The sequence below is a fragment of the Rheinheimera pacifica genome (assembly GCF_024809855.1).
Taxonomy (GTDB): domain Bacteria; phylum Pseudomonadota; class Gammaproteobacteria; order Enterobacterales; family Alteromonadaceae; genus Alishewanella; species Alishewanella pacifica_A.
In genome coordinates this window covers 1-23,183 of sequence record NZ_JANUEM010000017.1, presented here as the reverse complement: position 1 = coordinate 23,183, position 23,183 = coordinate 1, and the positions used below count along the sequence as shown (strand labels likewise).

Sequence of the window (23,183 nt, the reverse complement as noted above, 5' to 3'; positions counted from 1 at the left end):
AAGTGGTAAGTTTTTAGTGTTGAGCTTTTTATTGTATTAAAAATCAAAGATATATTGTGCATTTGTTGCTGATGGCAGGCAGTAGCTGGTAAAAGAGCTGAATAGGCTTATCGGTCATTTAACTGATTTATATCAAAGTTAGCTCTGCCTTGTTATAAGCTAATACTCATACGGAAATACGGTAGGTTTGGAGTAAGACATGTCAGAGCAAAAATCCAGCATTATGCTGGTAGATGATCACCCTTTGCTGCGCAAAGGTTTAAAGCAGTTGTTGGCGTTGGAGGATGAACTGGAAGTTATTGCCGAAGCCGGTAGCGGCATTGAGGCGATACCGTTGGCTGTGGAGTTGGATCCGGATCTGATTATCCTGGATTTAAATATGCAAGGTATGGATGGTATTGCCACGTTGAAGAAGATGCGTGACGAGGGCGTAACTTCGCGCATAGTGATGCTGACAGTATCAGATGCCGACGAAGATGTCGTTAATGCGATCAGCAATGGCGCCGATGGTTACCTGCTAAAAGATGCCGATCCGGAAGTATTGCTGGAGCAAATAAAGCGCGCGCTGAGTGGAAAAATGGTGCTAAGTGAAGCCATTACTCAGGTTCTGGCCACGGCATTACGTCGCCCGGCAGTAAAAACATCGGCTGAGCTTAACAGCCTGACTAACCGCGAACACGAAATTTTAAGTTTTATCGCCAAAAGTCTGAGCAATAAGCTGATCGCCCGCGAACTGAATATCTCAGACGGTACGGTAAAGGTGCATGTAAAACACTTATTGAAAAAGCTTGGTCTGCGCTCGCGGGTAGAAGCTGCGGTGTGGATGGTAAACCAACAGGGAGCCAAAAGCTGATGCAAGACACTCGCGTCCAGAAGCCTCTGCTAAGCGCAGAGCAGGCGATACTGCAGATGCTCAGCGAGGTACAACCATTGCAGCAGACCATAACAGTGTCGTTAACTGAAGCACTGGAGCGGGTATTGGCGCAGCCGCTGTGCTCCGGTATTAACGTACCTGGCTACGACAATGCTGCCATGGACGGTTATGCACTGCGTGCGGCAGAGGTCGCTCCCGGTCAGCCGCTAGATGTGGCGGGTGTAGCGCTGGCTGGTCATGCCTTTACCGACACTGTGCCGTCTGGCAGCTGTGTGCGTATTACCACCGGCGCGGTTATGCCAAAGGGGCTGGATACTGTGGTAATGCAGGAGCAGGTGCAACTTATACAAAGCGATTTGCAGCAACAGATTTTGTGTCAACTGGTGCCAACGCCGGGCGAGCATGTACGCCGCGCTGGCGAAGATATCGGCAAAGGCGCACAGGTGTTTGCTGCCGGCCATAAGTTACGCCCGGCAGATCTTGGTTTGCTGGCGTCGTTGGGTTTTGCCAGCGTAACAGTAATGCGCCAGCTAAAAGTAGCCATTTTTTCCAGCGGAGATGAATTAGTGCCACCGGGCCAAAGCCTGCCAGATGGCCATATTTATGACAGCAACCGCTATGTTATCGCCGCTATGCTACAGCGTCTCGGCGTTCAGGTGCTTGATCTGGGTTTATTGCCGGACGATCCGGCGGCAATAGAGCAGGCGTTTAAACAGGCAATGGCACAGGCCGATGTACTGATCACCAGCGCTGGCGTCTCGGTGGGCGATGCCGATTATACCCGGCAGATTTTACATAAACTGGGCCAGATTAACTTCTGGCAGGTGGCGATAAAACCGGGTAAACCCTTTGCTTTTGGTGCGCTTAATAACTGCTGGTTTTTTGGCTTACCGGGTAACCCAGTCGCTGCAGTGGTAACGCTGGAGCAGTTAGTACAGCCAGTGCTGCGTAAACTTAGCGGTGAAACTGCAGCTCAGCCAGCAAAATTGCTCAGCGCCGAGTGCGAAGCGCCATTGAAAAAACAACCCGGCCGGATGGATTATCAGCGCGGCTGGTACTGGCAGAGCGAAACCGGTTTAAAAGTAAAAACCTTAGGTGCGCAAAGCTCAGGTATGCTTAGCTCCATTGCCAACGCCAATTGTTATATCGTACTGGCACGTGACAGTCACAGTTTACCCGCGGGGGCAACGGTAAACATACTGCCGTTTTCTGAACTGTTACGTTAATCTCCCTGCAAACGATCTACTTTGGTTTTTACGACAAGCCAACCTGCATTGCGGTATGTCTGCTAGATTGCGTCAGCTTGCAGGAATGATAGATATTTTTTCAACCTTTAACTCAATGTCGGCAGTTATTAACTTTCTGTCGTCAACTGATCATCAGGATATCTCGGTATGGCGGAGTATTTATCTGGTAATTTTATCGCACCCTTACAATTTACCTGTGCACAAGGTGATATATCAACTCGGCGGCTGGCGCTGCTGCAGGCCATTTCTCACTGCGGCAGTATAGCTGGTGCGGCCAAAATGGTTGGTATTACCTACAAAGCTGCCTGGGATGGGATTGATGCTCTCAATAATCTGGCAGACGAGCCGCTGGTATTGTTGCGACAAGGCGGTGCTGGCGGTGGAGGTGCTCAGTTAACACCAGCCGGTCAGGCTTTGCTTGAACGTTTTGTCGAAGTACAGCAGTTACAACAACAGTTTATGCAGCAGGTTAATCAGTCTGAACTTGGTCATACCGTCAACTTACTCAGGAGATTTTCGATGAAAACCAGTGCACGCAATACGTTTTATGGTGAGGTGCAAAGTGTGCAATTTGGCGCCGTCAATTGTGAGGTGATATTGCAACTTGGCGGTGGTGATTTGCTGGTGGCAATTGTCACTAAAGAAAGTGTAGAAAAACTGGCTTTAACGCAAGGCAAAAAAGTCTATGCGCTAATCAAATCCAGTTGGGTGATTTTGGCAAAAAACAGTGGTGAACTGCAGACATCTGCCCGCAATCAGTTCACCGGTACGGTAAGCCGGGTAACACCTGGTGCCGTAAACAGCGAGGTGACACTGGAACTGGCAGGCGGTAATACCCTGGCCGCAGTTATTACCAATCAGAGTGCCGACGCGCTGCAGTTTCAACCAGGTGATAGAGCGCAAGCGCTAATTAAGGCGTCTCACATCATTATCGGGGTTGATGAGTAGTACCTGGCAAATTGCAGCACCGCAAAGGTACTGCATCCTCTGTTCTTCGTTTTAGCTCAGTTTGTGTTTGTCATTTTGCCCTTAATGGGTAGTTAAGCACTGCTGGGGGTACTCCCTCAGTGGCGTTGTGCATTGATGCTCATTTTCGCAATATACCTGAGTATATATCGGTAGGGTTTGTTGAAAATCAGTCAAGGCTGTCAAGCAGAACAGGAGTAAGGTCATGGGCAGAGAATACAGTATGACAAAAACCAGATTAGCAATCAGTATTGGTTTGCTTTTGTCATCCTGGCAGGTGCTAAGTAGTGAGCAAAATGCTACTGATGCAGAACTGGAAACCATAGTAGTACTGGGCAGCAGACTGGTGTCTGGCTTAGGGCTGGATGATCAGGTGGCTTCGTCGTTGGATGCTGGGCAAATACGCCAGTTTAACCGTAATAATGTAGGAGATGCGTTAAATTTATTGTCTGGTGTGACGTTAAGCCAGAATTCCCGTAATGAAAGTATGGTCAGTGTGCGCGGCTTTGATTCAAGGCAGGTGCCGTTATACATCGATGGAATTCCGGTGTACGTACCTTACGATGGATACATTGATTTTAACCGTTTTACCACCGCAGATCTGGCTGCTATTCAGGTAACTAAGGGATTTAGCTCGGTAGCTTATGGGCCCAATACCCTGGGTGGTGCCATTAATCTTATTTCACGCAAGCCATCTGAACCTTTTGAAGCCGATCTATCACTGGGTGCCGGAAGTGCGAATCAGTACAAAGCCGCAACCAATATTGGTATACGGCAAAATAAATGGTACCTGCAGGCTGGTGCGTCCTACATCGACAGTGACGGTTTTAAATTGTCAGATGATTTTGGTGCAACAGCGACAGAAAACGGCGGTTTACGTAACAATGGTTACTATAAAGACAATAAGCTGTCTTTCAAGTTGGGCTATTTGCCAGCGGAAGGTGAAGAACATCTGCTAAGTGTATACCGGCAGCAAGGTGAGAAGGGACAACCGCCATCGACTGATCCGGCATATGCACGATTTTGGCAGTGGCCGTACTGGGATAAAGAAGGGGTTTATCTGGTGAGTCGAAACCGGCTGGGAGAAACGGAAAAGCTGACCGTCCGACTATATCATGACAAATACAGCAATGAGGTGAACTCATTTACCGATGCCAGTTACAGTGAGCTTAAAACCAGTGGTTCTGGTAGTGTGGGTAGCGGCCGCAGTATTTATAAAGATACTACCGGTGGCGGCTCTATTTTGTTGGAGTCCCTGCGTTTTACTGATCATCATCTTCGTTTGGTTAGCCATATTAAAACTGAACGTCACCTGGAGCTGGACGCAGCTGGTACACGAAATACCGAATACAAAGATACGCTATGGTCAATTGCTGCTGAAGATAATATCCAATTAACTGATGCGACAGTACTGGCCGTTGGGGTATCGCACCATCAATTAAAACCAGACAGTGTATTTAACCTTGGTAATCCGTACTCGTTACCCGGCAAGAAAACTGCTACTGATACTCAGGTGGGGCTGTTTTACAGTTTGTCAGCTGACGCACGGCTTTATGCTACTGTGGCGGCAAAAACCAGATTGCCCAGCCTTAAGGATCGTTATTCACAGCGTTTGGGCCGCTTTATTGAAAACCCGCAACTGGAAGCAGAGCAAGCGATAAACTATGAACTGGGCTACCAGCAGCATTTAGCAGAAAACAGTGTGCTGGAAATAGCTCTGTTTTACAGCGATATCAACGATAAAATTCAAGCGGTGGCAGATGTTTCCGGTACCTTGTCGCAAATGCAGAACATTGGCCGGGTAGAAACATCGGGCTTAGAGTTGGGCTGGCAGACACAATTAAGCCCGGTCTGGCATTTGGGCGGCAACTACACCTTCACCCGGCTACGCAATAAAACTGACCAAAATAACCGTATCACGGATATTCCTCGCCATAAACTGATGCTACATAGCCAATGGTTGCTAACCCAGCAGTTACAACTGCAACTGCAAGCAGAGCATAACAGTTCACGGTTTGCGTCAGCGACACGTGAACTGACCGGCTTTACAGTGCTAAACCTCAGTGCCAATTATCAGCTACCTGCTAACTGGCAGCTTAGCCTAGGTCTTAATAATGCAACAGATAAATATTATGAGTTAGCAGATGGCTTTCCGACTGCGGGTCGTAGCTGGTTTATTAACCTTTTTTATTCGTTTTAAACAGGAGTGTAGGCAATGCAATTTTTAATCAAAATGGGGTTGTTGAGTTGGTGTTTATTTTGCTTACAGCCAGCTGCTGTGGCAACGGAGTCGCCGTATGCCAATTTTGTTACTCACACGCTACAGGTCACGGGTCATATCGAACAGCCATTGCAATTAACCGTTGCACAATTGGCCGCGGAGTTTAGCTTGCATCAGGGAGGAAACTTTCCTCTGATTTGTCAGTCAGGCGCTAATAAAGGCCAACTAGAGCACTTTAAAGGGGTGCTGTTGCGCGATATCTTGGCTAAAGCAAAGATTATTTCCCGTGAGCATAACGAGCTAAAAAAAGTCGTGATTATCGCCACCGCCAGCGATGATTATAAAGCAGTATTCTCTTGGAACGAGTTATTCAACTCTGAACTGGGAGAGGGGGTGTTGGTGTTCTTTGAAAAGGACGGTTTGCCTTTGAACGACTTTGAAGGACGGATTGCGTTGGTATCAAGCAAGGATACCCGTACCGGTCCACGCCATGTACGGTGGTTAAAGCAGATTAACGTGGTAAAAATAACAGATTAAATTAATAACCTGGTGCCACTGTAACCTTTGTTGGCAGTGGCGTTAATGCAAATAAATGTTTGTTAAGCGTTATTTATAATGATGTCAGACCAGCAAAATGTGCTGGCAAATTGGAAGGAAAATATGCGGTTACCTAAATGCTCTCTCTACAGTCTGCTGTCTGCGGCTGTTTTAATGCTGTTCAGTATAGCAATAAACGCTGCTGAGCCTATACGCATAGCGGTAGCGGCTAACTTTAATGGTACTTTGCAAAAACTAACCGCGAAGTATGAGCAAGAATACGGCCAGGCCTTTGTCATTAGTGCCGGTTCGTCCGGTGCTTTGTATGCGCAGATCCAGCAGGCCGCACCTTTTGATGTGTTTTTTTCTGCTGATGCTATGCGGGCAGAGCGGCTGGTGGCAGAAAACCTGGCCATTGACTCATCGCGTTTTACCTATGCGGTTGGCGTGCCAGTGTTGTGGTCAGGTGATGCACATCTTATTGATAACAAAGCAGAAGTTCTTAGAGGCGACGCTTTTCGTCACCTAAGCATTGCCGAGCCGCGTAATGCCCCTTATGGTATGGCGGCGCAGCAAATACTGGAAAAGCTGGGGTTGTGGCAGCAACTTAATACCGAAAAACGCCTGATCAGGGCGCAATCTATCGGCCAGGCGTATAGTCAGGTTGCATCGGGCGCGGCGCCGCTGGGCTTTGTTGCACTGGCACAAGTTATAGATGAAAACGGTACAGTGCCAGGCTCTTACTGGTTAGCGCCGGCAGAGATGTATCAGCCGATTGTGCAGCAGGCGGTGATTTTACATTATGCCGAACGAGATGCAGCTACGCTTGCGGCGGCTCGTTCTTTTATGACTTGGCTACAAAGTGATGCAGCTATCGCTATTATCCGGCAGGCTGGGTATGGCGTTGAATAGTATTGGTTTAACTGATTATTGAGATAGCGATGACACACACGTTAAACGCACTGTGCACTTTGAATGGGTAACAGTATGCTTTCACCCAATGATCTTCAGGCGTTATGGGTTACTTTTAAACTGGCGCTGGTCAGTACCGCACTGTTACTGGTGTTTTGTACGCCCTTTGCCTGGTGGTTAGCCCATACCCGCTGGCGTGGCAGGGTCGTAATAGAAGCCGTGATTATGTTGCCGCTGGTGTTGCCGCCTACGGTACTGGGGTTCTATTTACTGTTGTTGTTAGGGCCAAATGGTTGGATCGGTCAAACAATGGAAGCGGTGGGCTTTAACCATCTGGCGTTTACGTTTAGCGGCCTGGTGATAGGTTCAATGCTTTATTCACTACCATTCGTTATGCAACCCTTAACGGCGGCATTTCAGGCCGCGGGCGGGCGAATGCTCGAAGTGGCCGCGACACTCAGAGCATCACCGCTGGAACGTTTTTACTCGGTCGTACTGCCGTTGTCCCAGCGCGGTTTTTTAACCGCTATCGTATTGTCTTTTGCCCATTCGCTGGGCGAATTCGGCGTAATTGTTATGATCGGTGGCAATATACCCGGCAGCACACAAGTAGCATCAATAGCCATCTATAACCATGTTGAAGCGATGGACTACGCATCAGCACATACCCTAGCGGCGATATTGGTTGTGCTGTCTTTTAGTTTACTGCTGGCGGTTTATGCGCTTAACCGCAAATTTAAAGTTGTAGGGATTTAATGAGCATAATCGCTGACATAATACTTGAACGAGGCAGTTTTACGCTTGATGTAAACCTGCAGTTGCCAGGTAGCGGTGTGACGGCACTGTTTGGCCGCTCCGGTTGTGGTAAAACAACACTGCTGCGCGCGTTGGCGGGGCTGGAGCGTTTTAATGGCGGCCAGATCTGTGTGCAGGGTGAAATATGGCAGGATAACAAGCACTTTTTACCGGTGCATTTGCGTGCAGTGGGCTATGTGTTTCAGGAGTCCAGTTTATTTCCGCATCTTAATGTGAAACATAATCTGTTATACGGCTTTAACCGGCTTGATAAAAGTGCCCGGCACATTGCTTTCGATGACACCGTGCAGCTACTGGGTCTTGATAGTCTGATGCACAAGTTTCCGGCGCAGTTATCCGGTGGCCAGCGACAACGTGTGGCGATAGGTCGGGCACTGCTCACCAGCCCCCGTTTGTTGCTGATGGACGAGCCTATGGCGTCTTTAGATCTGATCAGCAAAGCCGAGATATTGCCCTATATTGAAACACTGCACCGCAACCTTGCTATCCCGGTTATTTATGTCAGCCACAGCATTCAAGAAGTATGTCGGCTGGCCGACCACATGGTGTTGCTGGAAAACGGTCGGGTATTAGCCCAGGATAGCTTGCAAGCAGTGTTAACCCGGCCGGACTTGCCGTTGGCGTACCATGACAATGCCGCCGCAGTGTTGTGTGCCACTATGTTGCGCCACAGTGCTGATCATATGAGTGAGCTTGGCTTAGAAGGCGGCCAAACGTTGTTAATATCACGGCAGAATATTATGCCTGGTGCACAAGTGCGGGCTAGAGTTCTGGCGCGGGATGTCGCCATAGCGCTGCAGGTGCCGCAGCATATCAGTGTGAATAACTGTCTGCCGGCAACCATACGGGATATCAGCGATGACAGCCATCCCGGGCACGTACTGTTGCAACTGGATCTTGCAGGGCAGACCATATTGTCGCGTATTAGCCGACGCTCATTTGAGCGCCTGACGCTCGCGGTCGGGTTAAAGGTGTTTGCGTTGATTAAGGCAATAAATCTAGACTAGCGCGCTAATTAACGTTCTGTTGCCAGCGTGCCAAAGCATCCTGATCGCTGTGTTTGGCTTCAACCCAGTTAGCGCCTTGGGCGCTGTGTTCCTTTTTCCATAAAGGCGCACGGTTTTTCAGGTAATCCATAATAAACTCACAGGCCGAAAACGCCGCTGCGCGATGGGCGCTGGTTACCCCTACAAAGACAATTTGGTCCTGCGTTTTTAGTTTTCCTACCCGGTGAATAATGTGCACACTGCCCAATTGCCAGCGCTGACTTGCCTGTTGGGCAATGTCTCGTAACGCGGCTTCTGTCATGCCCGGATAATGCTCCAGCGTCATGGCATATAGCTCTGTGGCTATTAAGTCGCGCACCAGACCGGTAAAGGTGACGATGGCACCGCAACCAGGTTGCTTACGCAGCTCGTTATATTCACTGGCATGGCAAAAATCGTCGGTTTGTACGGCGACAAATATGTTCATGTCAGTCACCCCCCGGTGACCGGCGGGAAAAACGCGACTTCATCACCAACTGCTACGCTGGCGTTTTGCGCAACCATGGTTTGGTTTACCGCACACAGTAAATCTGAGCGGCTCAGTTCCTGCTGCCATTTGTCGCTGTGCTGCTTAAGTTGCACCAGTATGTCACTTACCGTGGTAGGGCTATTGCATGCCAACTGATAATAATCACAATTGAGCCGCTCGCGCAGGGCGGCGAAAAACAGAATTTTAATCATAATTTAATCTCCGCAAGATAATGCCCCGACTTACCGCCGGTTTTTTCCAGCAGGCGGATATTGCTGATAGTCATCGCTTTATCTACTGCCTTACACATATCGTAAATGGTTAAAGCAGCAACGGAGGCGGCGGTGAGTGCCTCCATCTCCACGCCGGTGCTGCCACTTAGCAAACAGCTGGTTTCGATCTGAATTTGGCCTTGCTCTGGCGACAGCTGAAAATCGACTGATACCTTACTTAGCAGCAGTGGGTGGCACAGCGGAATAAGCTCGCTGGTTTTTTTCGCCGCCATAATGCCTGCGATGCGGGCGGTGGCCAGTACATCGCCTTTTTTTAGTAATGCTTGTGCAATTAAATGCAGTACTTCTGGTGTGGTTTGCACCATGGCTCCCGCACGGGCCAGCCTTGTAGTTGTTGGTTTGCTGCTGACATCAACCATTGCAGCAGTTCCGTTTTTATCTATATGAGTCAAATTCATAGGGCTAAGTTGAGCTGTTGCTATTGTTGTCATATCAAACTCTGCAGCTTTTCGTTGGGCTGTTTTTTACATGGGCGACAAAATTGCATGGCCCGGTTTTACTATCTAGTTGCGGTAAAATCAGTTGTTGCATCGCCAGCGTACAAGCGCCACATGAGCCAGGCATAGCAAATAGCAGGGTGCCGTTGGCCAGGCCAGCCACCGCACCGGATTGCAGCGCGGCCGAGCCAAGTTCAGCAAAAGACAGCTGGCGAAATAGCTCACCAAAGCCTGGAACCGGTGTATCCAGCAGCGGAGTCAAGGCTTCAATCGTACAGTTGCCTGCGGCGTAGCCGGTACCACCATTTATCAGTATCACCTGAATATTACTGCTAGCGATCCAGTGGCTTAATAATGCGCGCAACGCGTATTTATTGTTAGCCAGCAAAGCGCGGGCGAAGAACTGATGGCCAGCTTCATGCACCAGATCACATAGCAGATCACCGCTGCTGTCATCCGCACTGGTGCGGGTGTCTGATACCGTTAAAACAGCGATATTGAGCGGATAAAACCGGCTTAAATCAGGCTTTGGCATACGGGCTCCGATGAGTCACTAAAGTAAGACATTGCTGCCAGTCGGCTGGCGTATTGGCATTAAGTAATTCAGTTGTCGGCGCCGGCAGGGTTTTGGCATTAAGTTGTGTTAGCAGGGCTTTGACTGAGCGCTGGCCAATACGTAATTGGGCGCTTATCAGGCTGCTAAGGGCTGGGCTGACTGGTAATACGCAGGGCAGTGGGTTATTGCTAAAATAGCAGGCTGTGTGATTGGCGTGTTGCAGCAGTTGTTGCACTCTGTCCACAGTTAATAGTGGAGTATCAATCGGTAATACCAGTAACTGTGTTGTTGTGCAGTGTTGCAGCGCTGTCAAAATACCAGCTAAAGGCCCCTGTTGTGGCATCTGATCGGTAATAAACCCCGGCTGATTGCGGCTAATTAACACTTCGTTGGCGCCCGCAGCTAACGCGAGTTGCTGCATATGTATCAGTAAACTCTGGCCGTTAAGTTGCAGTAGTGCTTTATCCTCGCCCATGCGGCTGGATTGTCCACCGGCTAAAATCAGTGCGCTAAATTGAACAATGCCTGTCATCTTCTTAGCCATCTCTCATCCGCCAATTTGCGCTAAATGCCGGGTGCTGCCGCTGTAATCCTGTTGTAACTGGTGACTGGCGGCTTTGCCTTGTACGGCCTGTTGTAAAAAACGCATTACCGGCGCGCTATCATCGTTTTGCAGCAGGTTGCGCAGGTCCTGATAACTGTCGGTAAACAGGCATAAGTACAGCCGACCAGTGCTGGACACCCTAAGCCGGTTGCAGTCAGCACAAAAGTCTTTGCTGTAGGGCATAATCAGGCCAATGCGACCCTGATAATCGCTGTGGGAATACTCTAACGCCGGACCATCGGTTTTTGTTTTAGCGTTTAACTGCCAGCCTTGGGCCAGCAATTGTTGCTGAATACCGGCACCGCTTAAATGCTGGCGCTGATAAAAGCTGGCATTGTCACCAGTGCGCATCAGTTCAATAAAGCGCAGCGCAATATCTTGCTGTTGAATAAACTGCAGAAAGTCCGGCAGAGCCAAAGCATTGTGCTGTTTTAGCAGTACAGTATTAATTTTCACCTGTTTAATGCCAATGGCCTTGGCGTGAGCAATGCCATCAAGAATATCGACAAGCTTGTTCTGGCCGGTGACCAGATGAAAGGTGTCGGCATCTAAGCTATCGACACTGACATTTATCGCATCCAACCCCGCTTCCTGCCAGGCCAGCGCATCGCGTTTTAAGCGATAACCGTTGGTGGTCAGTGCCACTTTTTCAATGCCTGGTACGGCTTTGCAGGTGGCGATAATTTCAGTTAAGTCTTTACGCAGCGACGGTTCACCACCGGTAATGCGCACTTTGCGGGTGCCGAGCTTAGCAAAGGCAGTAACTAAACGGCGAATTTCACTTAAGTTAAGTTCGCCTGTGCGTGAGTCGCAATCATTACCATCTGGCAGGCAGTAGCTGCAGCGAAAATTACAGCTTTCAGTGACAGACAGCCGCAAATAACTAAAGCGGCGCGCATAAGCGTCAGTTAACATCATTCACCTTTCCAAATAGGGAGGTGTGGCCGTTTCCAGCCACACCCGGTGGCGTTATTGCCACGGCTTACCGTTCATTTCTGCCCGGTGATATATGCAGGGCAGGCTTAGAACCGGTAGCTCGGTGTTATGGCTAAAGCTTAAAAGCTTTTTGCTGTTATTGTTATTGCCATTAAGGGGTGACTAACTACCTCTTTGGGGGGGGGCACCATATACCTGTCAGATGCCTTTGTAATTCGCGTGAGACTCTTATAATTTCAGTTCATTTGGCGTCAATGACTGGCCGACGAGCTGCTAAGCTCAGGTTACCCAGAGCGGATGATTCAATATGATTACTCCACCATTGCATCATTTCTCTGCGGCCTTTTAAGTAGCCTGCTTTGTTATATGCCCGGCGCACCTGGTTTTTGTCCTCATGGGCTAGAGCGCTTTCCACAAGGTCACCATAAAAACCGGCTTCGTTCAATGTTGTGCTGGCCAGTGAGCGCATGCCATGGGCGACTAAGCGGTTTGCGAAGCCCATCCTTTTTAACGCCATATTTGCCGTTTCCTTATGAATATGGCCACCTTTGTGCCTGACAGACGGGAAGACATAAAGCTGCTCGCCACTAATAGGCCGCATAAGCTGTAGTAAGGCGATGGCCTGGGATGACAGTGGTACCTGATGTTGGCGTCGCTTTTTCATAAACTCTGCCGGTACGGTCCAAAGTGCTTGCTCAAAGTCGACATCCTGCCAGCGTACTTTAACGGCTTCGCCGGGGCGTACCATAGTATGCAGTTGCCACTCGATAAGGCAGCGGGTAGATAGCTGAATACTGGCAGCGCTTAATCGCTGCATTAGTTCTGGTAGCTCTTCGGGCTTCAGGGTTTTCATATTCTCGTTTTTGGGGCTGCTAAATGCGGCTTTAATCCCACTTAAGCGGTTGAACTCAAGTAAGCCGGTATTAACACACCAGGTCATCAATTCGTTGATGCGCTGGCACAGTCGCGACAGGGTTTCCAGCTTATGTAACTTTTCAAGCGGGCGCAGTATTTCAATAACTTGCTGCGCACTCAGCTCTTTTAACGACAAATGACCGGTTTTAGGGAAGACATGCTGCTCGAATGAGCGCTGGATGTTAAAAGCATGGCGTGTGCTGATGGATGAGAACTTTACCTCAAACCATTTTTCACAAGCATTCTGAAAAGTATTTAGCGCATCTGCGGATGCCTGGCTATTTTGCTGCTCCAGCCAACGTTGTGGGTCAACACCTTCAGCTAACAGTTGCCGGTATTTGGCTGCGGTTTTCCTTGCTGCTGAAAGGGTGACGGCTGGATAATTACCAAGCTTAAGATTATTACGTTTATTAACTAATGGCCGAACATAGCTTAGCAACCATGATTTACTGTTGGATGGGCTAATTCTAATTTGTAAGCCATCGCCGTCGTACAGCGTATAGGGCTTTGCAGAAGGCTTACTGCTACGGATTATTGTGTCGCTTAAGGGTATGATTTTCTTTGACATTATTGCTCCTGATCACCCTTTTTGACACCACAGCCTTTTTGACTTAGGTCTTGTGGTGTCATCTGTGGTGTCAAAAAGCGTATATCGCTTTAGACCCCATAAGACCCGCTTAGACCGTAAATCATCTCTAATGCTTGATATTAAAAGGTTTTTTCAGGAGGTTCAGACCATATAAGACGGGGTTGTACTGTCTTTTGGCTGCCCCAACAGGAATCGAACCTGTAACTGCCCCTTAGGAGGGGGCCGTTATATCCATTTAACTATGGGGCAACGGCGCGAAATTCTAACAGAGTGCGCCGGGGTTGGGAACCAGCATGCTTAATAAGCGCTGCTTTTCCGTACACTTACTACGTCGCCGGGCTGAATATGCTGCAATAACTCTTGTTTATTGGTACTAGCCCAGGCGTTTCGCTCTGTTAGTTCGGTGATAGTAAGGTTTAGCTGGCTTTGCAGTAGCCGTTTTACACCTGGTGTAGTGGGGTGGCGTTGTAGCTGGAATAGCTGCAACTCGTCACCCTGCTGCAAGCCATGCATTTTACCAAGATCGAGCATCACTTCGTTTTTTCTTACCTGTTTTATTGCACTGAGTAAGGGTTTGCATTGCAGTTGTTGTTGCATATCAGTGGCAATAATTTGTAGTAGCTTGTCAACTTTACTGCCATAAGGCATTGTCCAGAATGCCTGGCTGTGGCTGGCTGGTGTGCTATGGCTTTTATAAGGCCAACTGGCGCTGGTGCGGTATTCCTGTTGGTAAACGATATTCTGTTCGAACAGATCAAACAGTGTTACATCAATAGCAAAATAGCGCTGCTTTAAATCTTTTTGCCAGAAGTGGCTGGTTTTTTCACCAAGTGACATATCGTTAATACGGGCACTGATAACATACTGATATCCCTGGCTAAACAGCTGCTCGGTAGCCGGATATACCAGATAATGCAGCGGCATTTCCTGCGGCAGGCTGCTTACTGTGGCAGTCGGGCTGTAGTCGCGTAAATGGCGCTCCAGTTGTACAGTGCTATGTTCGCCTATGGTAAATAAATCGCCGTAGATAGCATCTTTGCGGGCCTGCAACTGAATTTGGCTCAGTAATACGGGCTTACGATATGGGTTACCGCTGCAACTGCTTAATTGCGGGGTTATATCGGCGCGCAGGGTTACTGTTAGTATATTATTGTGTCGGCTCTCGGATAATAACTGCAGTTTACCGATCTGTGCATTGCTGACGACACCGAGTTGCTCTTGCTGCAAAATTCCGTCTATCAGTTGTTGGGTACTGCTAAGGCTGGCACCGGCAAACAATGCTGCTCTTTTTAGCGCATCTTCAATAGCCGCCTGGCGGGCTGAGTCTGTATTGCCCTGTTCTATCACTGCCTGGCCGGTGGCTTCATACCAGTCGGCCATGCTGTTTATACTGTACAGGCTGGCAACAAGCACTCCGATAAATGGATAAAGTTTCATATAAGCCCTGCAATAAATTGGCACTGCGGATCACTAAGCAAAATGTATGCCTTAAGCTGACACTGCAGTTAAATTATGGCGTGAATATTGCTAATTCTACCTGAGACAACTAACAATTGAGTGCACAGTAAGTGTATTGTGCCGCAGGAGAACAAAAATGACAGCTTGGCGCACTTTAGTGGTGTTAACTGTGGTTTGGGCAGCAGGGTGCTCTTCGTTATTAAGCCAGCATTTAGAATATGCACCGGTGAAGCCGGATGCCTTTCCGGTATTAACAGCGGTAGGTTATGCCCCGATCAGTGTGCAGCATGGCGACAGTAATGAACATAAAATGTTGCAGGCGATGAAAGCGTCGAAGTTGGATGCTTACCGTGAACTGACCGAAGTAGTGTATGGACAAAAAATTGACGCGACTAACCAACTGCGTGCTATGGTACTTGATAATGAGCAGTTGTCATCGTCAGTAAAGGGCGTAATAACCGGGGCCAGAGTAATAAAAACCTATGCTATTGATGATGTATATGTAACAGAGTTGGAACTGGATTTTGAACAGGTATACCATTTGTATCAGAATACTCAGCCAAGACAAACGATTAAAAGTGTGCGGTACTACTAGCCTGTGTTATTAACTTAGTACCGCCAGTTAGGGTATTTATCAGTTTAGGCTTTGATGCCTTTACCTTTATTTTCTACTGCGGGTTTGCCTTTGTTGGTGTAAGTCAGGCCAGATTTACCGCGGCTCGCCAACAATTCAGTTTTAAACCTGGCCAGAGTAAGTTGGCTTTGTTCCAGAGTTTGCTGGTTAATGTCATTTTGCCGTTTACACTCTTCCAACCGGGCATCAAGCCCGGCCACTTTTTGTTTAAACCAGGTTTGTTGCTTTTGCTCAGTAATATCTGCACAGGCCGCCAGTAAGGCGTCGTTCTGTTGCAGCTGTTGCAGCTGGGCTGTTTTTTGCGTGAGAATACTTTCCAGCGCTGCGATGTCGCGGCTGGCTAAAGCGGCAATTTCCTGCCGCAAAGACAAAAGCAGCTCATCCAGTAGCTGCTTTTGCTGGTCTAATAAGGTGATGATTTCGTTGCTGGCTGTGGTCATTTTTTACCAAATAGCTCGCTTTCAAACTGCACTATGCGTCGTGCCAGTTGTTCAACATTTACTTTATACTTACCTTCGGTAATAGCCTGTCTGATTTTATCAACCTTTTCCTGATCGATGCCGTTGCTGTTACTGGCTTTTTCGGTCAGTTTAGAAAATTGTTGCGCCTGTGGCGTAATAGACACAGAGTCTTGCTTTTGTGCTGCTGCCTGGCTGGCATTTTGCTGCACAGTAGCTTGCTGACGTTGGGCATTTTGCTCAACTTTGTCAGTTTTTACTTGCGGATTATTCTGCAAGTTATTGATATTAATAGCCATGCTTGTACCTCATCACCTTAATACAGATCCTTATGCACAGGTTAACGGCGTTAAACTGCAAAACTTTAGTTAATATTTAAAATTTAATACTAACCTGGTTTACTGCTATTACCTCGGCGGTAATAGCCCGTTTTGACTGGCGGTTAAGTACACTGATGACATCACCCAGACTGCCATCACTTTGTGCTATTCCGGTTGCCGCTACATTTAAGCCGTTATTGCTAACTGATATTGTAACAATATCTCCTTTACAGACAAGGCAAAGATCCTGCAAGGTGATAATTTGTCCAATGGACAGGGCCCGCCGGGTTTTTGCGCCGATAATTTGTCTGGGGTCACTAACCAGGCTACCGCGTAAAAAACGACGCTCACGGTTGGCAATATCCAGCATATCGGCAGTGAGCAGGCTGCCACCAGCAATATTTTGAGTCAGGACTACGGTTTGTACAATTTCTTCTATCCGTGCAGGAACATACAGTTGCCAGCTTTGTTCTGCACTACAGCGTATTTGTATTGTATTCTGGCGCTGGGTAAGTGGCTGAGACAGCGAAAACTGTAACGGCTCGTTGCAGTGTTTATAACCTATTCTGTCGTCAAGCGGGCTTACCTGCAGTTGTATACTGCTATCCGGTGTTACAACCAGCTCCTGCTGCAGCCAGGCAGAGGCCTGCTCAGTTAACTGCGCAGGCGAATAGCTGCTAACGCTGTCCTGCGCAGCTATAGGGTTTGCACACAGCAGCGCAATGCAGGTAAGTATTTGTTTAAATAAATTTTCGTACTTTTTCATAAGGTTTCGGCTATGCTTTACACGCTAAGGGTTATAACATCAGGGCCAGACTTGGCGGTGTCAAATAACCGTCTGTGACAGGTGCTAAAGCAAGAATCGATCCGGATAGTATTACAGAGGAGCGGCAGATGGCCGGTATTTTAGACTCGGTAAATCAGCGCACACAATTAGTTGGCCAGAACAGGCTGGAATTACTGCTGTTTAAGCTAAGAGGGCGCCAGCGTTACGGCATTAACGTATTTAAAGTGCGCGAAGTATTGCAATGTCCGCCACTTACAGCCATTCCCAAGCGCAATAAGTTTGTCCGGGGTATTGCGCATATACGTGGTCAAACTATCTCGGTTATCGACCTTAGCCTGGCTACCGGCGGTAAACCGATTGAAGATACCAAAAACAGTTTTATTATTATTGCCGAGTATAACCGCTCGGTGCAGGGTTTTTTGGTAGATTCAGTCGAACGCATTATCAATATCAACTGGGAAGCGATAATGCCGCCGCCCAAAGGTACCAGTGGTAAACAAAGCTACCTGACTGCAGTGACAGAAATTGATAAAGAGCTGATAGAGATTCTGGATGTAGAAAAAATTCTGGAAGAAATATCGCCTTCTCCAACCTCTATAAGCGCAGATATTAATACTCATAGTATCAGTGCCGATTTAGGCGAGCGGCTTATTCTGATTGCCGATGATTCAGCTGTTGCGCGTAATCAGGTAAAGCGGGCGCTGGAAGGGTTGGGTGTTAAGATGCACCTGGTAATGAATGGGCGCGAAGCTCTGCAATATTTGCAGGAAGTAGCCAAAAGTTGTAATGAGTCGGTTACTGAAAAAATTGGGTTACTGATTTCTGATATCGAAATGCCTGAAATGGATGGTTATACCCTGACGGCAGAAATTAAACTTGATCCTAAACTGAAAAAGCTGCACGTAATACTGCATACTTCACTTAGCGGTGTTTTTAACCAGCAGATGGTGCAAAAAGTGGGTGCAGATGATTTTATTGCGAAATTTAATCCGGATGAGCTGGCAGAGTCTGTACAGAAGTGGCTGCATACCGACTGAGTTAAGGATTAATAGTGGCAAATAAAGATTTACACGATAAAGAGTATATGTTGTTCAGGGATTTCCTTGAGCAGCAGTGCGGCATTGTGCTGGGCGACAATAAGCAGTATCTGGTGAAAAGCCGCTTAGCACCGTTAATGCAACGCTTTGGTTTGGCTACATTGTCTGAGCTGGTAAATAAAACCCTCAGCCCGTTTGAACGGCAGTTACGTTCTGCGGTAATAGATGCAATGACAACAAATGAAACCTTGTGGTTTCGTGATACCTACCCATATGAACTGTTAAAAAAGCAGATTTTCCCAGAGCTGGAAAAAACTTGCCGCACTGTCAAAATATGGTCAGCTGCCAGCTCAAGCGGGCAGGAACCATACTCTATCGCTATGACAGCATTAGAATATCAACAAAGCCGGCCTGGAGCCTTTAGCCTGGGCGTGTATATAATGGGTACGGATATCTCTAACACCATGTTGGAACACTGCCAGCGTGCCGAGTATGATGGTTTAGCCTTGTCACGGGGGTTATCGCCGGAGCGGCGCAGCAAGTTTTTTGAAGATAGCGGCAAAGGTATGATGCGTGTGAAAGACAATGTGCGCAAAAATGTTAGCTTTCGCCACCTGAACCTGCTGGATAGCTATACATTACTTGGTAAATTCGACATTATTTTTTGCCGCAATGTGTTGATTTATTTTTCTGCCGATGTGAAGGCAAAAATTATCCGCCAGTTTGCTCAATCTCTTAATCCACGTGGCTATTTATTTCTTGGCGCGTCGGAATCTTTGTCCAGCATTAATGCCGATTTTGAAATGATCCGCTGTAACCCCGGTATTATCTACCGTAAGAAAACTTAATCCACAAAAGTTAATATTTGGCCTGAGTTTTGCATTTCATTTGCTATCGCTTAATCAGAGGTGGCAAAAAAATGGCAATCAGTTTTGAAAAAGCATTTGGTATGCACCCTGAAGCCATGCTGGTCCGCGATCAGCGTGCTCAGGTGCTGGCCGAAAATATCGCTAATGCCGATACACCCGGCTATAAAGCCCGTGACGTGGATTTTCAACAGGCTTTGAACAACGCAAAGTCCCGCCAGTCTGGCGCTATGGCCCGCACCCACGAGCAGCACTTTACCATTTCTACTGCAACCCGGCATGAAACTAAGTTTCGTAATCCGGATCAGCCTGATACCGGTGACGGTAACAGTGTCGATATTCACCGTGAACGTAATGCGTTTATGCAAAACAGCCTGGAGTATCAGGCCAGCATGACATTTTTGAACGCTCGGATCAGCGGTTTGAAAAAAGCCATCACCGGCGGAGGTCAATAACCATGAGTTCATACAAAATTTTCGATATTACCGGCAGTGGTATGACAGCCCAGGCAGTGCGAATGAACACCACCGCCAGCAATATAGCTAATGCTAACAGTGTTAGCAGCAGTGTAGAGCAAACTTATCGTGGCAGGCATGCGGTATTCGCAGCTGAGTTGTCAGAGGCAAAGCGCCAGCAGGGTGATGACAGTGTTGGGGTCAAAGTGCTTGGTATTGTTGAGTCTGATGCACCTCTGAATGTGGAGTATTCGCCTAACCATCCTTTGGCAGATGAGAACGGTTATATATACAAACCCAATGTCAATATTATGGAAGAGATGGCGAACATGATTTCGGCGTCGCGCTCTTATGAAACAAATGTGCAAACAGCTGAAGCAGCAAAACAAATGGTTATGCGCACGCTCAGACTGGGCCAGCAACAATAAGGGCTTAGCAAATGACAACTAATGTAAATAACAACTCTGCACTGGATGGCATGTACTGGGATACCGACAAAAAGGTACCGGACAAAAATAATGGTGCTTTAACGCAATCTGATTTTTTTGCCTTGCTTACCCAGCAACTGGCCTATCAGGACCCAACCAAGCCGGTAGAAAATGACCAGATGATTGCTCAAATGACCAATTTTACTATGGCAGACGGCATTGGGCAGTTAAATGAAAGCTTTAAAGGCTTTGCAGAAAGTATGTCGTCAAACCAGGCCTTGCAGGCATCATCGTTGGTTGGTCGCAGTGTGCTGACGCAATCGGATGAGATTGTCTTTACCGGTGATACCTTAGCGCGCGGCAATATTGAGCTGGATAAAGCAGCGACCAGAATGCAGGTGCGGATTGAAAATGAAAAAGGCGAGCTGGTGCAATCTTTTAGTGTCGACAATCCCAAAATTGGTAAAAACGAATTTATCTGGGATGGTACCTATATGGCGTCAGGCTCTGGCAGTGCTGCGGTGGTAGACGGCGAGGTATCTGAGCGAGTTAAAGCGGGTGTTTATAAGGTAAAAGTAGATGTGAGTTACACCGATGGTAAAAATGCCAGTTTGCCAGTTAATGTTTATACCCCGGTGGCCAGCGTTAGCATGAACGGCAAAGGTGGCGGAATTATGTTAAACCTGATTGGCCTTGGTGCCGTGAAATTAGGTGATGTGTTAGAAGTTTCTTACGGTTAACAGTGAGCTGAGGTGAATTATGAGTTTTAATATCGCACTAAGCGGCCTTGCCGCAGCACAAAAAGATTTGGATGTAACAGCAAATAATATTGCTAACGTTAATACTACAGGTTTTAAAGAGTCACGGGCCGAATTTGCAGATGTATATGCTACGTCAGTATTTTCTTCCGGTCGTACTAAAGTGGGTGATGGTGTAACTACCTCAATGGTAGCGCAGCAGTTTAGTCAGGGCTCATTGCAATTTACCAATAACTCCCTTGATTTAGCGATTACCGGTGAAGGTTTTTTTGCCTTAACGCCGGATATGCAATCACGGGATTTAACCTACACCCGAGGTGGTGCCTTTAAACTTAATAAAGATAATTTTATTGTTGATAACAACGGCAATTTTTTGCAGGGTTTTAACGTAGATCCATTGGATGGAGAAAACCAATCGGTTAGTTTAAGTACGACACAACCTATTACGATACCGACAACAGCTGGTGCGCCGCGGGCAACCAACAATATTTATATCAATATGAATCTGGACTCGACAGAAGACCCAACAGATGCATTACCATTTGATGCGACTGATAGAGGGACTTATAACCACTCTACCTCGATAACGGTATATGACAGTTTGGGGGAGCCTCACACCGCTAGCATGTATTTTCGCCGTACAACTACCGTACCGCCGGCAAACTCTGAGTGGGAAACCTTTGTGGTATGGGATAATGTAACTGCAACGCCGTTCCAGGGGGATAACTTAGTCTTTAACTCTAGCGGTCAACTGGTTTTCACGCCGCCGGCACCAACGCTAAGTATGCCTTTTGCTGTACTAAACGATCCTGCTAACGGTTATCTGGATAACGGTGCACAGTATCAGACTGATATAGTGGTTAATTTCCGCGATCCGTCGAATACCAAATTGCCGACGCAAGTTGCTGGGGACTTTGACCCTACCAGCTTAAGCCAGGATGGTACTACAGTTGGTAGTTTAACCGGCGTGGATATCGATTCTTTTGGCCGGGTGCTGGCCAGTTATAGTAACGGTGATTCAGCCTATCTGGCACAGGTAGCCTTAGTACGTTTTGCTAATGTGCAGGGCTTAAAACAAGTTGGTAATACTTCATGGAAGCAGACCATAGCATCTGGTGAGCCCATTGGCGGCCAGGCGAATACTAACACTTTTGGCGCTATCAACTCCTCGGCTCTGGAGCAATCCAACGTTAACCTGACCACAGAGCTAGTTGATTTAATCAGCGCGCAGCGTAACTTTCAGGCCAACTCGCGGGCGTTGGAAGTTAACAGTACCTTGCAGCAAACTGTACTACAGATCCGATAATTAAATTTTAATATTTATTTAATTGTTATTTGTTTCTTTTTTGGTTAACCTCCTGTTTCTTTAAATGGGAGGTTTTATGCATTTTATTGGCCACTTAATATTAGTTGTTTCTTTTTTATCTTCTTTCGCAGTGAAATCTGAGGAAATTGTAGATATTGTTAACACGCATAGTTATACACTATATAATAAAGCTAGTTCGGTATCTAGAGAGTTTAATATTGCCCCGCAGCAGGGGTTTGCTAACCTCACTATTGTTAGTGCCGAGCCGTGGTCAGATAGTAAGTTCGTGATTTGTGAAATAAAGGTTTTTCATCCGGATGGCAGGCGGATTAAAGATTTTTTCTGCCAAGGTGAAGGGCATGATACCCGTATTTTATCGCCTTCGGTTGATGCCAGCTCCGGCCTGGTGGTGAAAGTTACACTCCAGTATTTTGATAGTGGACTGCCAGCTAACGTGACAAAAAATTACAGCTTCAGAAGTCGGTTTCGTTTTTCAGATACGGTAGATAGCGGAGAAGTTGTTGAGCCGGAGGAGCCTGAAGAACCAGTAGAGCCTGTTGTGCCTGCCTTTTTATCAGAATACCAATCAAAAAGTAGCTCCATGGGACCAAGCAGCTTTGCGACCCAAAATTTTACTTTCCAGCGCGATGAAGCATACCCTGCTTTGGTTGGGTTTATGCTCTCTACTACTTATCCCATTAATGTGGTTGATTGCTCCTTTCGGGTTGACGGCATTAAAACGGTTGATGGCATTAGAGTTTTAGAGCGACTATTATCGGATAGTTGCAGTAACCGTAATCGCAAATTATTTTTGGTAGAAACACCGAATAATCCAACAGATTTTGAGCAACTTAAGGTTACTGTTAACTTGCGTAACCGTCATGTAAGAAACTCAGCTTTTGCAAGCAGTCAGTTCGAAGTCATAAAAGGAGCTATTGATGATGTAGACTCTGATGGTTTACCAGTTTGGTATGAGGAATATTTTGGTTTGTCTGACAATGATTATAACGATGCATTTATAGATAGCGATGGTGACGGATTCAGTAATATTGATGAATATTTAGGTGGCACCGATCCTACAGATCCAACAAGCTTCCCGGGAAGCTAATTCCCTTTACTCTCTAAAAAAGCCAGCTGCTGACTTAGCTGGCTTTTTTGTTTTTAATGACCCGTCCTAAATAAAGTTGACACTTTCCAGCTTCTTTTTGGAGAGTGTAATGAAAACAAGTAATAAACGAACTCAGCGGGATTACTCACT

Annotated in this window: 27 protein-coding genes, 1 tRNA gene and 1 riboswitch; of the genes, 16 read left to right on the top strand and 12 right to left on the bottom strand. The window is 47.2% G+C overall.

Translation table 11 applies throughout. The features are described from left to right. Window positions 1-199 precede the first annotated feature (199 nt). The 8 genes from narL to modC all read left to right on the top strand — a co-directional run bounded on the left by narL (window position 200) and on the right by modC (window position 8,580). The gene (gene narL / locus M2404_RS17620) at window positions 200-853 is read left to right on the top strand and encodes a two-component system response regulator NarL (protein WP_259241054.1); all 654 of its coding nucleotides are present in this window, start codon (window positions 200-202) and stop codon (window positions 851-853) included. Then, entirely contained in the window at window positions 853-2,100 is a 1,248-nt protein-coding gene (gene moeA / locus M2404_RS17615) for a molybdopterin molybdotransferase MoeA (RefSeq protein WP_259241053.1), read from the top strand. Before narL ends, moeA begins: the two co-directional genes overlap by 1 nt. Before the next feature lie 168 nt (window positions 2,101-2,268). Beyond that, window positions 2,269-3,069 carry a TOBE domain-containing protein gene (locus M2404_RS17610; RefSeq protein ID WP_259241052.1) on the top strand — a complete coding sequence of 267 codons (801 nt, stop codon included), beginning with the start codon at window positions 2,269-2,271 and terminating at the stop codon, window positions 3,067-3,069. A gap of 223 nt (window positions 3,070-3,292) precedes the next feature. Beyond that, complete coding sequence (locus tag M2404_RS17605; RefSeq protein WP_259241051.1) at window positions 3,293-5,287, top strand: TonB-dependent receptor plug domain-containing protein; 1,995 nt, start codon at window positions 3,293-3,295, stop codon at window positions 5,285-5,287. Window positions 5,288-5,302: 15 nt separating this feature from the next. Continuing rightward, window positions 5,303-5,845, top strand: a complete 543-nt coding sequence (locus M2404_RS17600) for a molybdopterin-dependent oxidoreductase (protein ID WP_259241050.1) — start codon at window positions 5,303-5,305, stop codon at window positions 5,843-5,845. A gap of 174 nt (window positions 5,846-6,019) precedes the next feature. Further along, entirely contained in the window at window positions 6,020-6,757 is a 738-nt protein-coding gene (gene modA / locus M2404_RS17595) for a molybdate ABC transporter substrate-binding protein (protein ID WP_259241049.1), read from the top strand. 75 nt (window positions 6,758-6,832) lie between these two features. Continuing rightward, the gene (gene modB / locus M2404_RS17590; RefSeq protein ID WP_259241048.1) at window positions 6,833-7,513 is read left to right on the top strand and encodes a molybdate ABC transporter permease subunit; all 681 of its coding nucleotides are present in this window, start codon (window positions 6,833-6,835) and stop codon (window positions 7,511-7,513) included. Then, a complete protein-coding gene (gene modC / locus M2404_RS17585; RefSeq protein ID WP_259241047.1) occupies window positions 7,513-8,580 on the top strand; it encodes a molybdenum ABC transporter ATP-binding protein in 1,068 nt (355 codons plus the stop codon). The genes modB and modC overlap by 1 nt, the downstream gene beginning before the upstream one ends. A 4-nt stretch (window positions 8,581-8,584) precedes the next feature. Here modC and moaE read toward each other — a convergent pair whose 3' ends face one another. The 9 genes from moaE to M2404_RS17540 form a co-directional block, all read right to left on the bottom strand. After that, the gene (gene moaE / locus M2404_RS17580) at window positions 8,585-9,046 is read right to left on the bottom strand and encodes a molybdopterin synthase catalytic subunit MoaE (RefSeq protein WP_259241046.1); all 462 of its coding nucleotides are present in this window, start codon (window positions 9,044-9,046) and stop codon (window positions 8,585-8,587) included. Window positions 9,047-9,051: 5 nt separating this feature from the next. Further along, complete coding sequence (locus tag M2404_RS17575; RefSeq protein WP_259241045.1) at window positions 9,052-9,300, bottom strand: MoaD/ThiS family protein; 249 nt, start codon at window positions 9,298-9,300, stop codon at window positions 9,052-9,054. Further along, the gene (gene moaC, locus M2404_RS17570) at window positions 9,297-9,812 is read right to left on the bottom strand and encodes a cyclic pyranopterin monophosphate synthase MoaC (protein WP_405047795.1); all 516 of its coding nucleotides are present in this window, start codon (window positions 9,810-9,812) and stop codon (window positions 9,297-9,299) included. The genes M2404_RS17575 and moaC overlap by 4 nt, the downstream gene beginning before the upstream one ends. Before the next feature lies 1 nt (window position 9,813). Then, entirely contained in the window at window positions 9,814-10,353 is a 540-nt protein-coding gene (locus tag M2404_RS17565; RefSeq protein WP_259241044.1) for a molybdenum cofactor synthesis domain-containing protein, read from the bottom strand. Beyond that, window positions 10,340-10,906, bottom strand: a complete 567-nt coding sequence (mobA, locus tag M2404_RS17560) for a molybdenum cofactor guanylyltransferase (protein WP_259241043.1) — start codon at window positions 10,904-10,906, stop codon at window positions 10,340-10,342. Before mobA ends, M2404_RS17565 begins: the two co-directional genes overlap by 14 nt. A gap of 15 nt (window positions 10,907-10,921) precedes the next feature. Continuing rightward, window positions 10,922-11,893: a GTP 3',8-cyclase MoaA gene (gene moaA, locus M2404_RS17555; RefSeq protein ID WP_259241118.1), complete on the bottom strand. Its 972-nt coding sequence runs from the start codon at window positions 11,891-11,893 to the stop codon at window positions 10,922-10,924. Beyond that, a riboswitch (molybdenum cofactor riboswitch) is annotated at window positions 11,882-12,032 on the bottom strand. It overlaps the preceding gene by 12 nt. 123 nt (window positions 12,033-12,155) lie before the next feature. After that, the gene (locus M2404_RS17550; RefSeq protein ID WP_259241042.1) at window positions 12,156-13,397 is read right to left on the bottom strand and encodes a tyrosine-type recombinase/integrase; all 1,242 of its coding nucleotides are present in this window, start codon (window positions 13,395-13,397) and stop codon (window positions 12,156-12,158) included. 195 nt (window positions 13,398-13,592) lie between these two features. After that, window positions 13,593-13,667 (bottom strand) — tRNA-Arg (locus M2404_RS17545). Window positions 13,668-13,715: 48 nt separating this feature from the next. Continuing rightward, a complete protein-coding gene (locus M2404_RS17540) occupies window positions 13,716-14,855 on the bottom strand; it encodes a flagellar assembly protein FlgT (protein ID WP_259241041.1) in 1,140 nt (379 codons plus the stop codon). 157 nt (window positions 14,856-15,012) lie between these two features. On the opposite strand from M2404_RS17540, the gene M2404_RS17535 reads away from it, so the two are divergent. Continuing rightward, complete coding sequence (locus M2404_RS17535) at window positions 15,013-15,471, top strand: LPP20 family lipoprotein (RefSeq protein ID WP_259241040.1); 459 nt, start codon at window positions 15,013-15,015, stop codon at window positions 15,469-15,471. 44 nt (window positions 15,472-15,515) lie between these two features. Here the strand turns inward: M2404_RS17535 and flgN are convergent, their stop codons facing one another. The 3 genes from flgN to flgA all read right to left on the bottom strand — a co-directional run bounded on the left by flgN (window position 15,516) and on the right by flgA (window position 17,054). Further along, complete coding sequence (gene flgN / locus M2404_RS17530; protein ID WP_259241039.1) at window positions 15,516-15,950, bottom strand: flagellar protein FlgN; 435 nt, start codon at window positions 15,948-15,950, stop codon at window positions 15,516-15,518. Continuing rightward, the gene (gene flgM, locus M2404_RS17525) at window positions 15,947-16,267 is read right to left on the bottom strand and encodes a flagellar biosynthesis anti-sigma factor FlgM (protein WP_259241038.1); all 321 of its coding nucleotides are present in this window, start codon (window positions 16,265-16,267) and stop codon (window positions 15,947-15,949) included. The genes flgN and flgM overlap by 4 nt, the downstream gene beginning before the upstream one ends. Window positions 16,268-16,343: 76 nt before the next feature. Next, window positions 16,344-17,054, bottom strand: a complete 711-nt coding sequence (flgA, locus tag M2404_RS17520; RefSeq protein ID WP_259241037.1) for a flagellar basal body P-ring formation chaperone FlgA — start codon at window positions 17,052-17,054, stop codon at window positions 16,344-16,346. Between the two features lie 128 nt (window positions 17,055-17,182). Here flgA and M2404_RS17515 point away from each other — a divergent pair, with 128 nt between their 5' ends. From M2404_RS17515 to M2404_RS17485, 7 genes are all read left to right on the top strand, one after another. Continuing rightward, entirely contained in the window at window positions 17,183-18,112 is a 930-nt protein-coding gene (locus M2404_RS17515) for a chemotaxis protein CheV (RefSeq protein WP_259241036.1), read from the top strand. Between the two features lie 14 nt (window positions 18,113-18,126). Beyond that, on the top strand, window positions 18,127-18,960 hold the full coding sequence (locus M2404_RS17510; RefSeq protein WP_310503113.1) for a CheR family methyltransferase: 834 nt from the start codon (window positions 18,127-18,129) through the stop codon (window positions 18,958-18,960). Between the two features lie 71 nt (window positions 18,961-19,031). Further along, entirely contained in the window at window positions 19,032-19,433 is a 402-nt protein-coding gene (flgB, locus tag M2404_RS17505; protein ID WP_259241035.1) for a flagellar basal body rod protein FlgB, read from the top strand. 2 nt (window positions 19,434-19,435) lie between these two features. After that, complete coding sequence (flgC, locus tag M2404_RS17500; protein ID WP_092794261.1) at window positions 19,436-19,861, top strand: flagellar basal body rod protein FlgC; 426 nt, start codon at window positions 19,436-19,438, stop codon at window positions 19,859-19,861. Window positions 19,862-19,872: 11 nt separating this feature from the next. Continuing rightward, on the top strand, window positions 19,873-20,601 hold the full coding sequence (locus M2404_RS17495) for a flagellar hook assembly protein FlgD (RefSeq protein ID WP_259241034.1): 729 nt from the start codon (window positions 19,873-19,875) through the stop codon (window positions 20,599-20,601). A 19-nt stretch (window positions 20,602-20,620) separates the two neighbouring features. Next, on the top strand, window positions 20,621-21,925 hold the full coding sequence (gene flgE, locus M2404_RS17490; protein WP_310503112.1) for a flagellar hook protein FlgE: 1,305 nt from the start codon (window positions 20,621-20,623) through the stop codon (window positions 21,923-21,925). Window positions 21,926-22,001: 76 nt separating this feature from the next. Further along, the gene (locus M2404_RS17485; RefSeq protein ID WP_259241033.1) at window positions 22,002-23,033 is read left to right on the top strand and encodes a thrombospondin type 3 repeat-containing protein; all 1,032 of its coding nucleotides are present in this window, start codon (window positions 22,002-22,004) and stop codon (window positions 23,031-23,033) included. The last annotated feature ends 150 nt before the right edge of the window (window positions 23,034-23,183 follow it).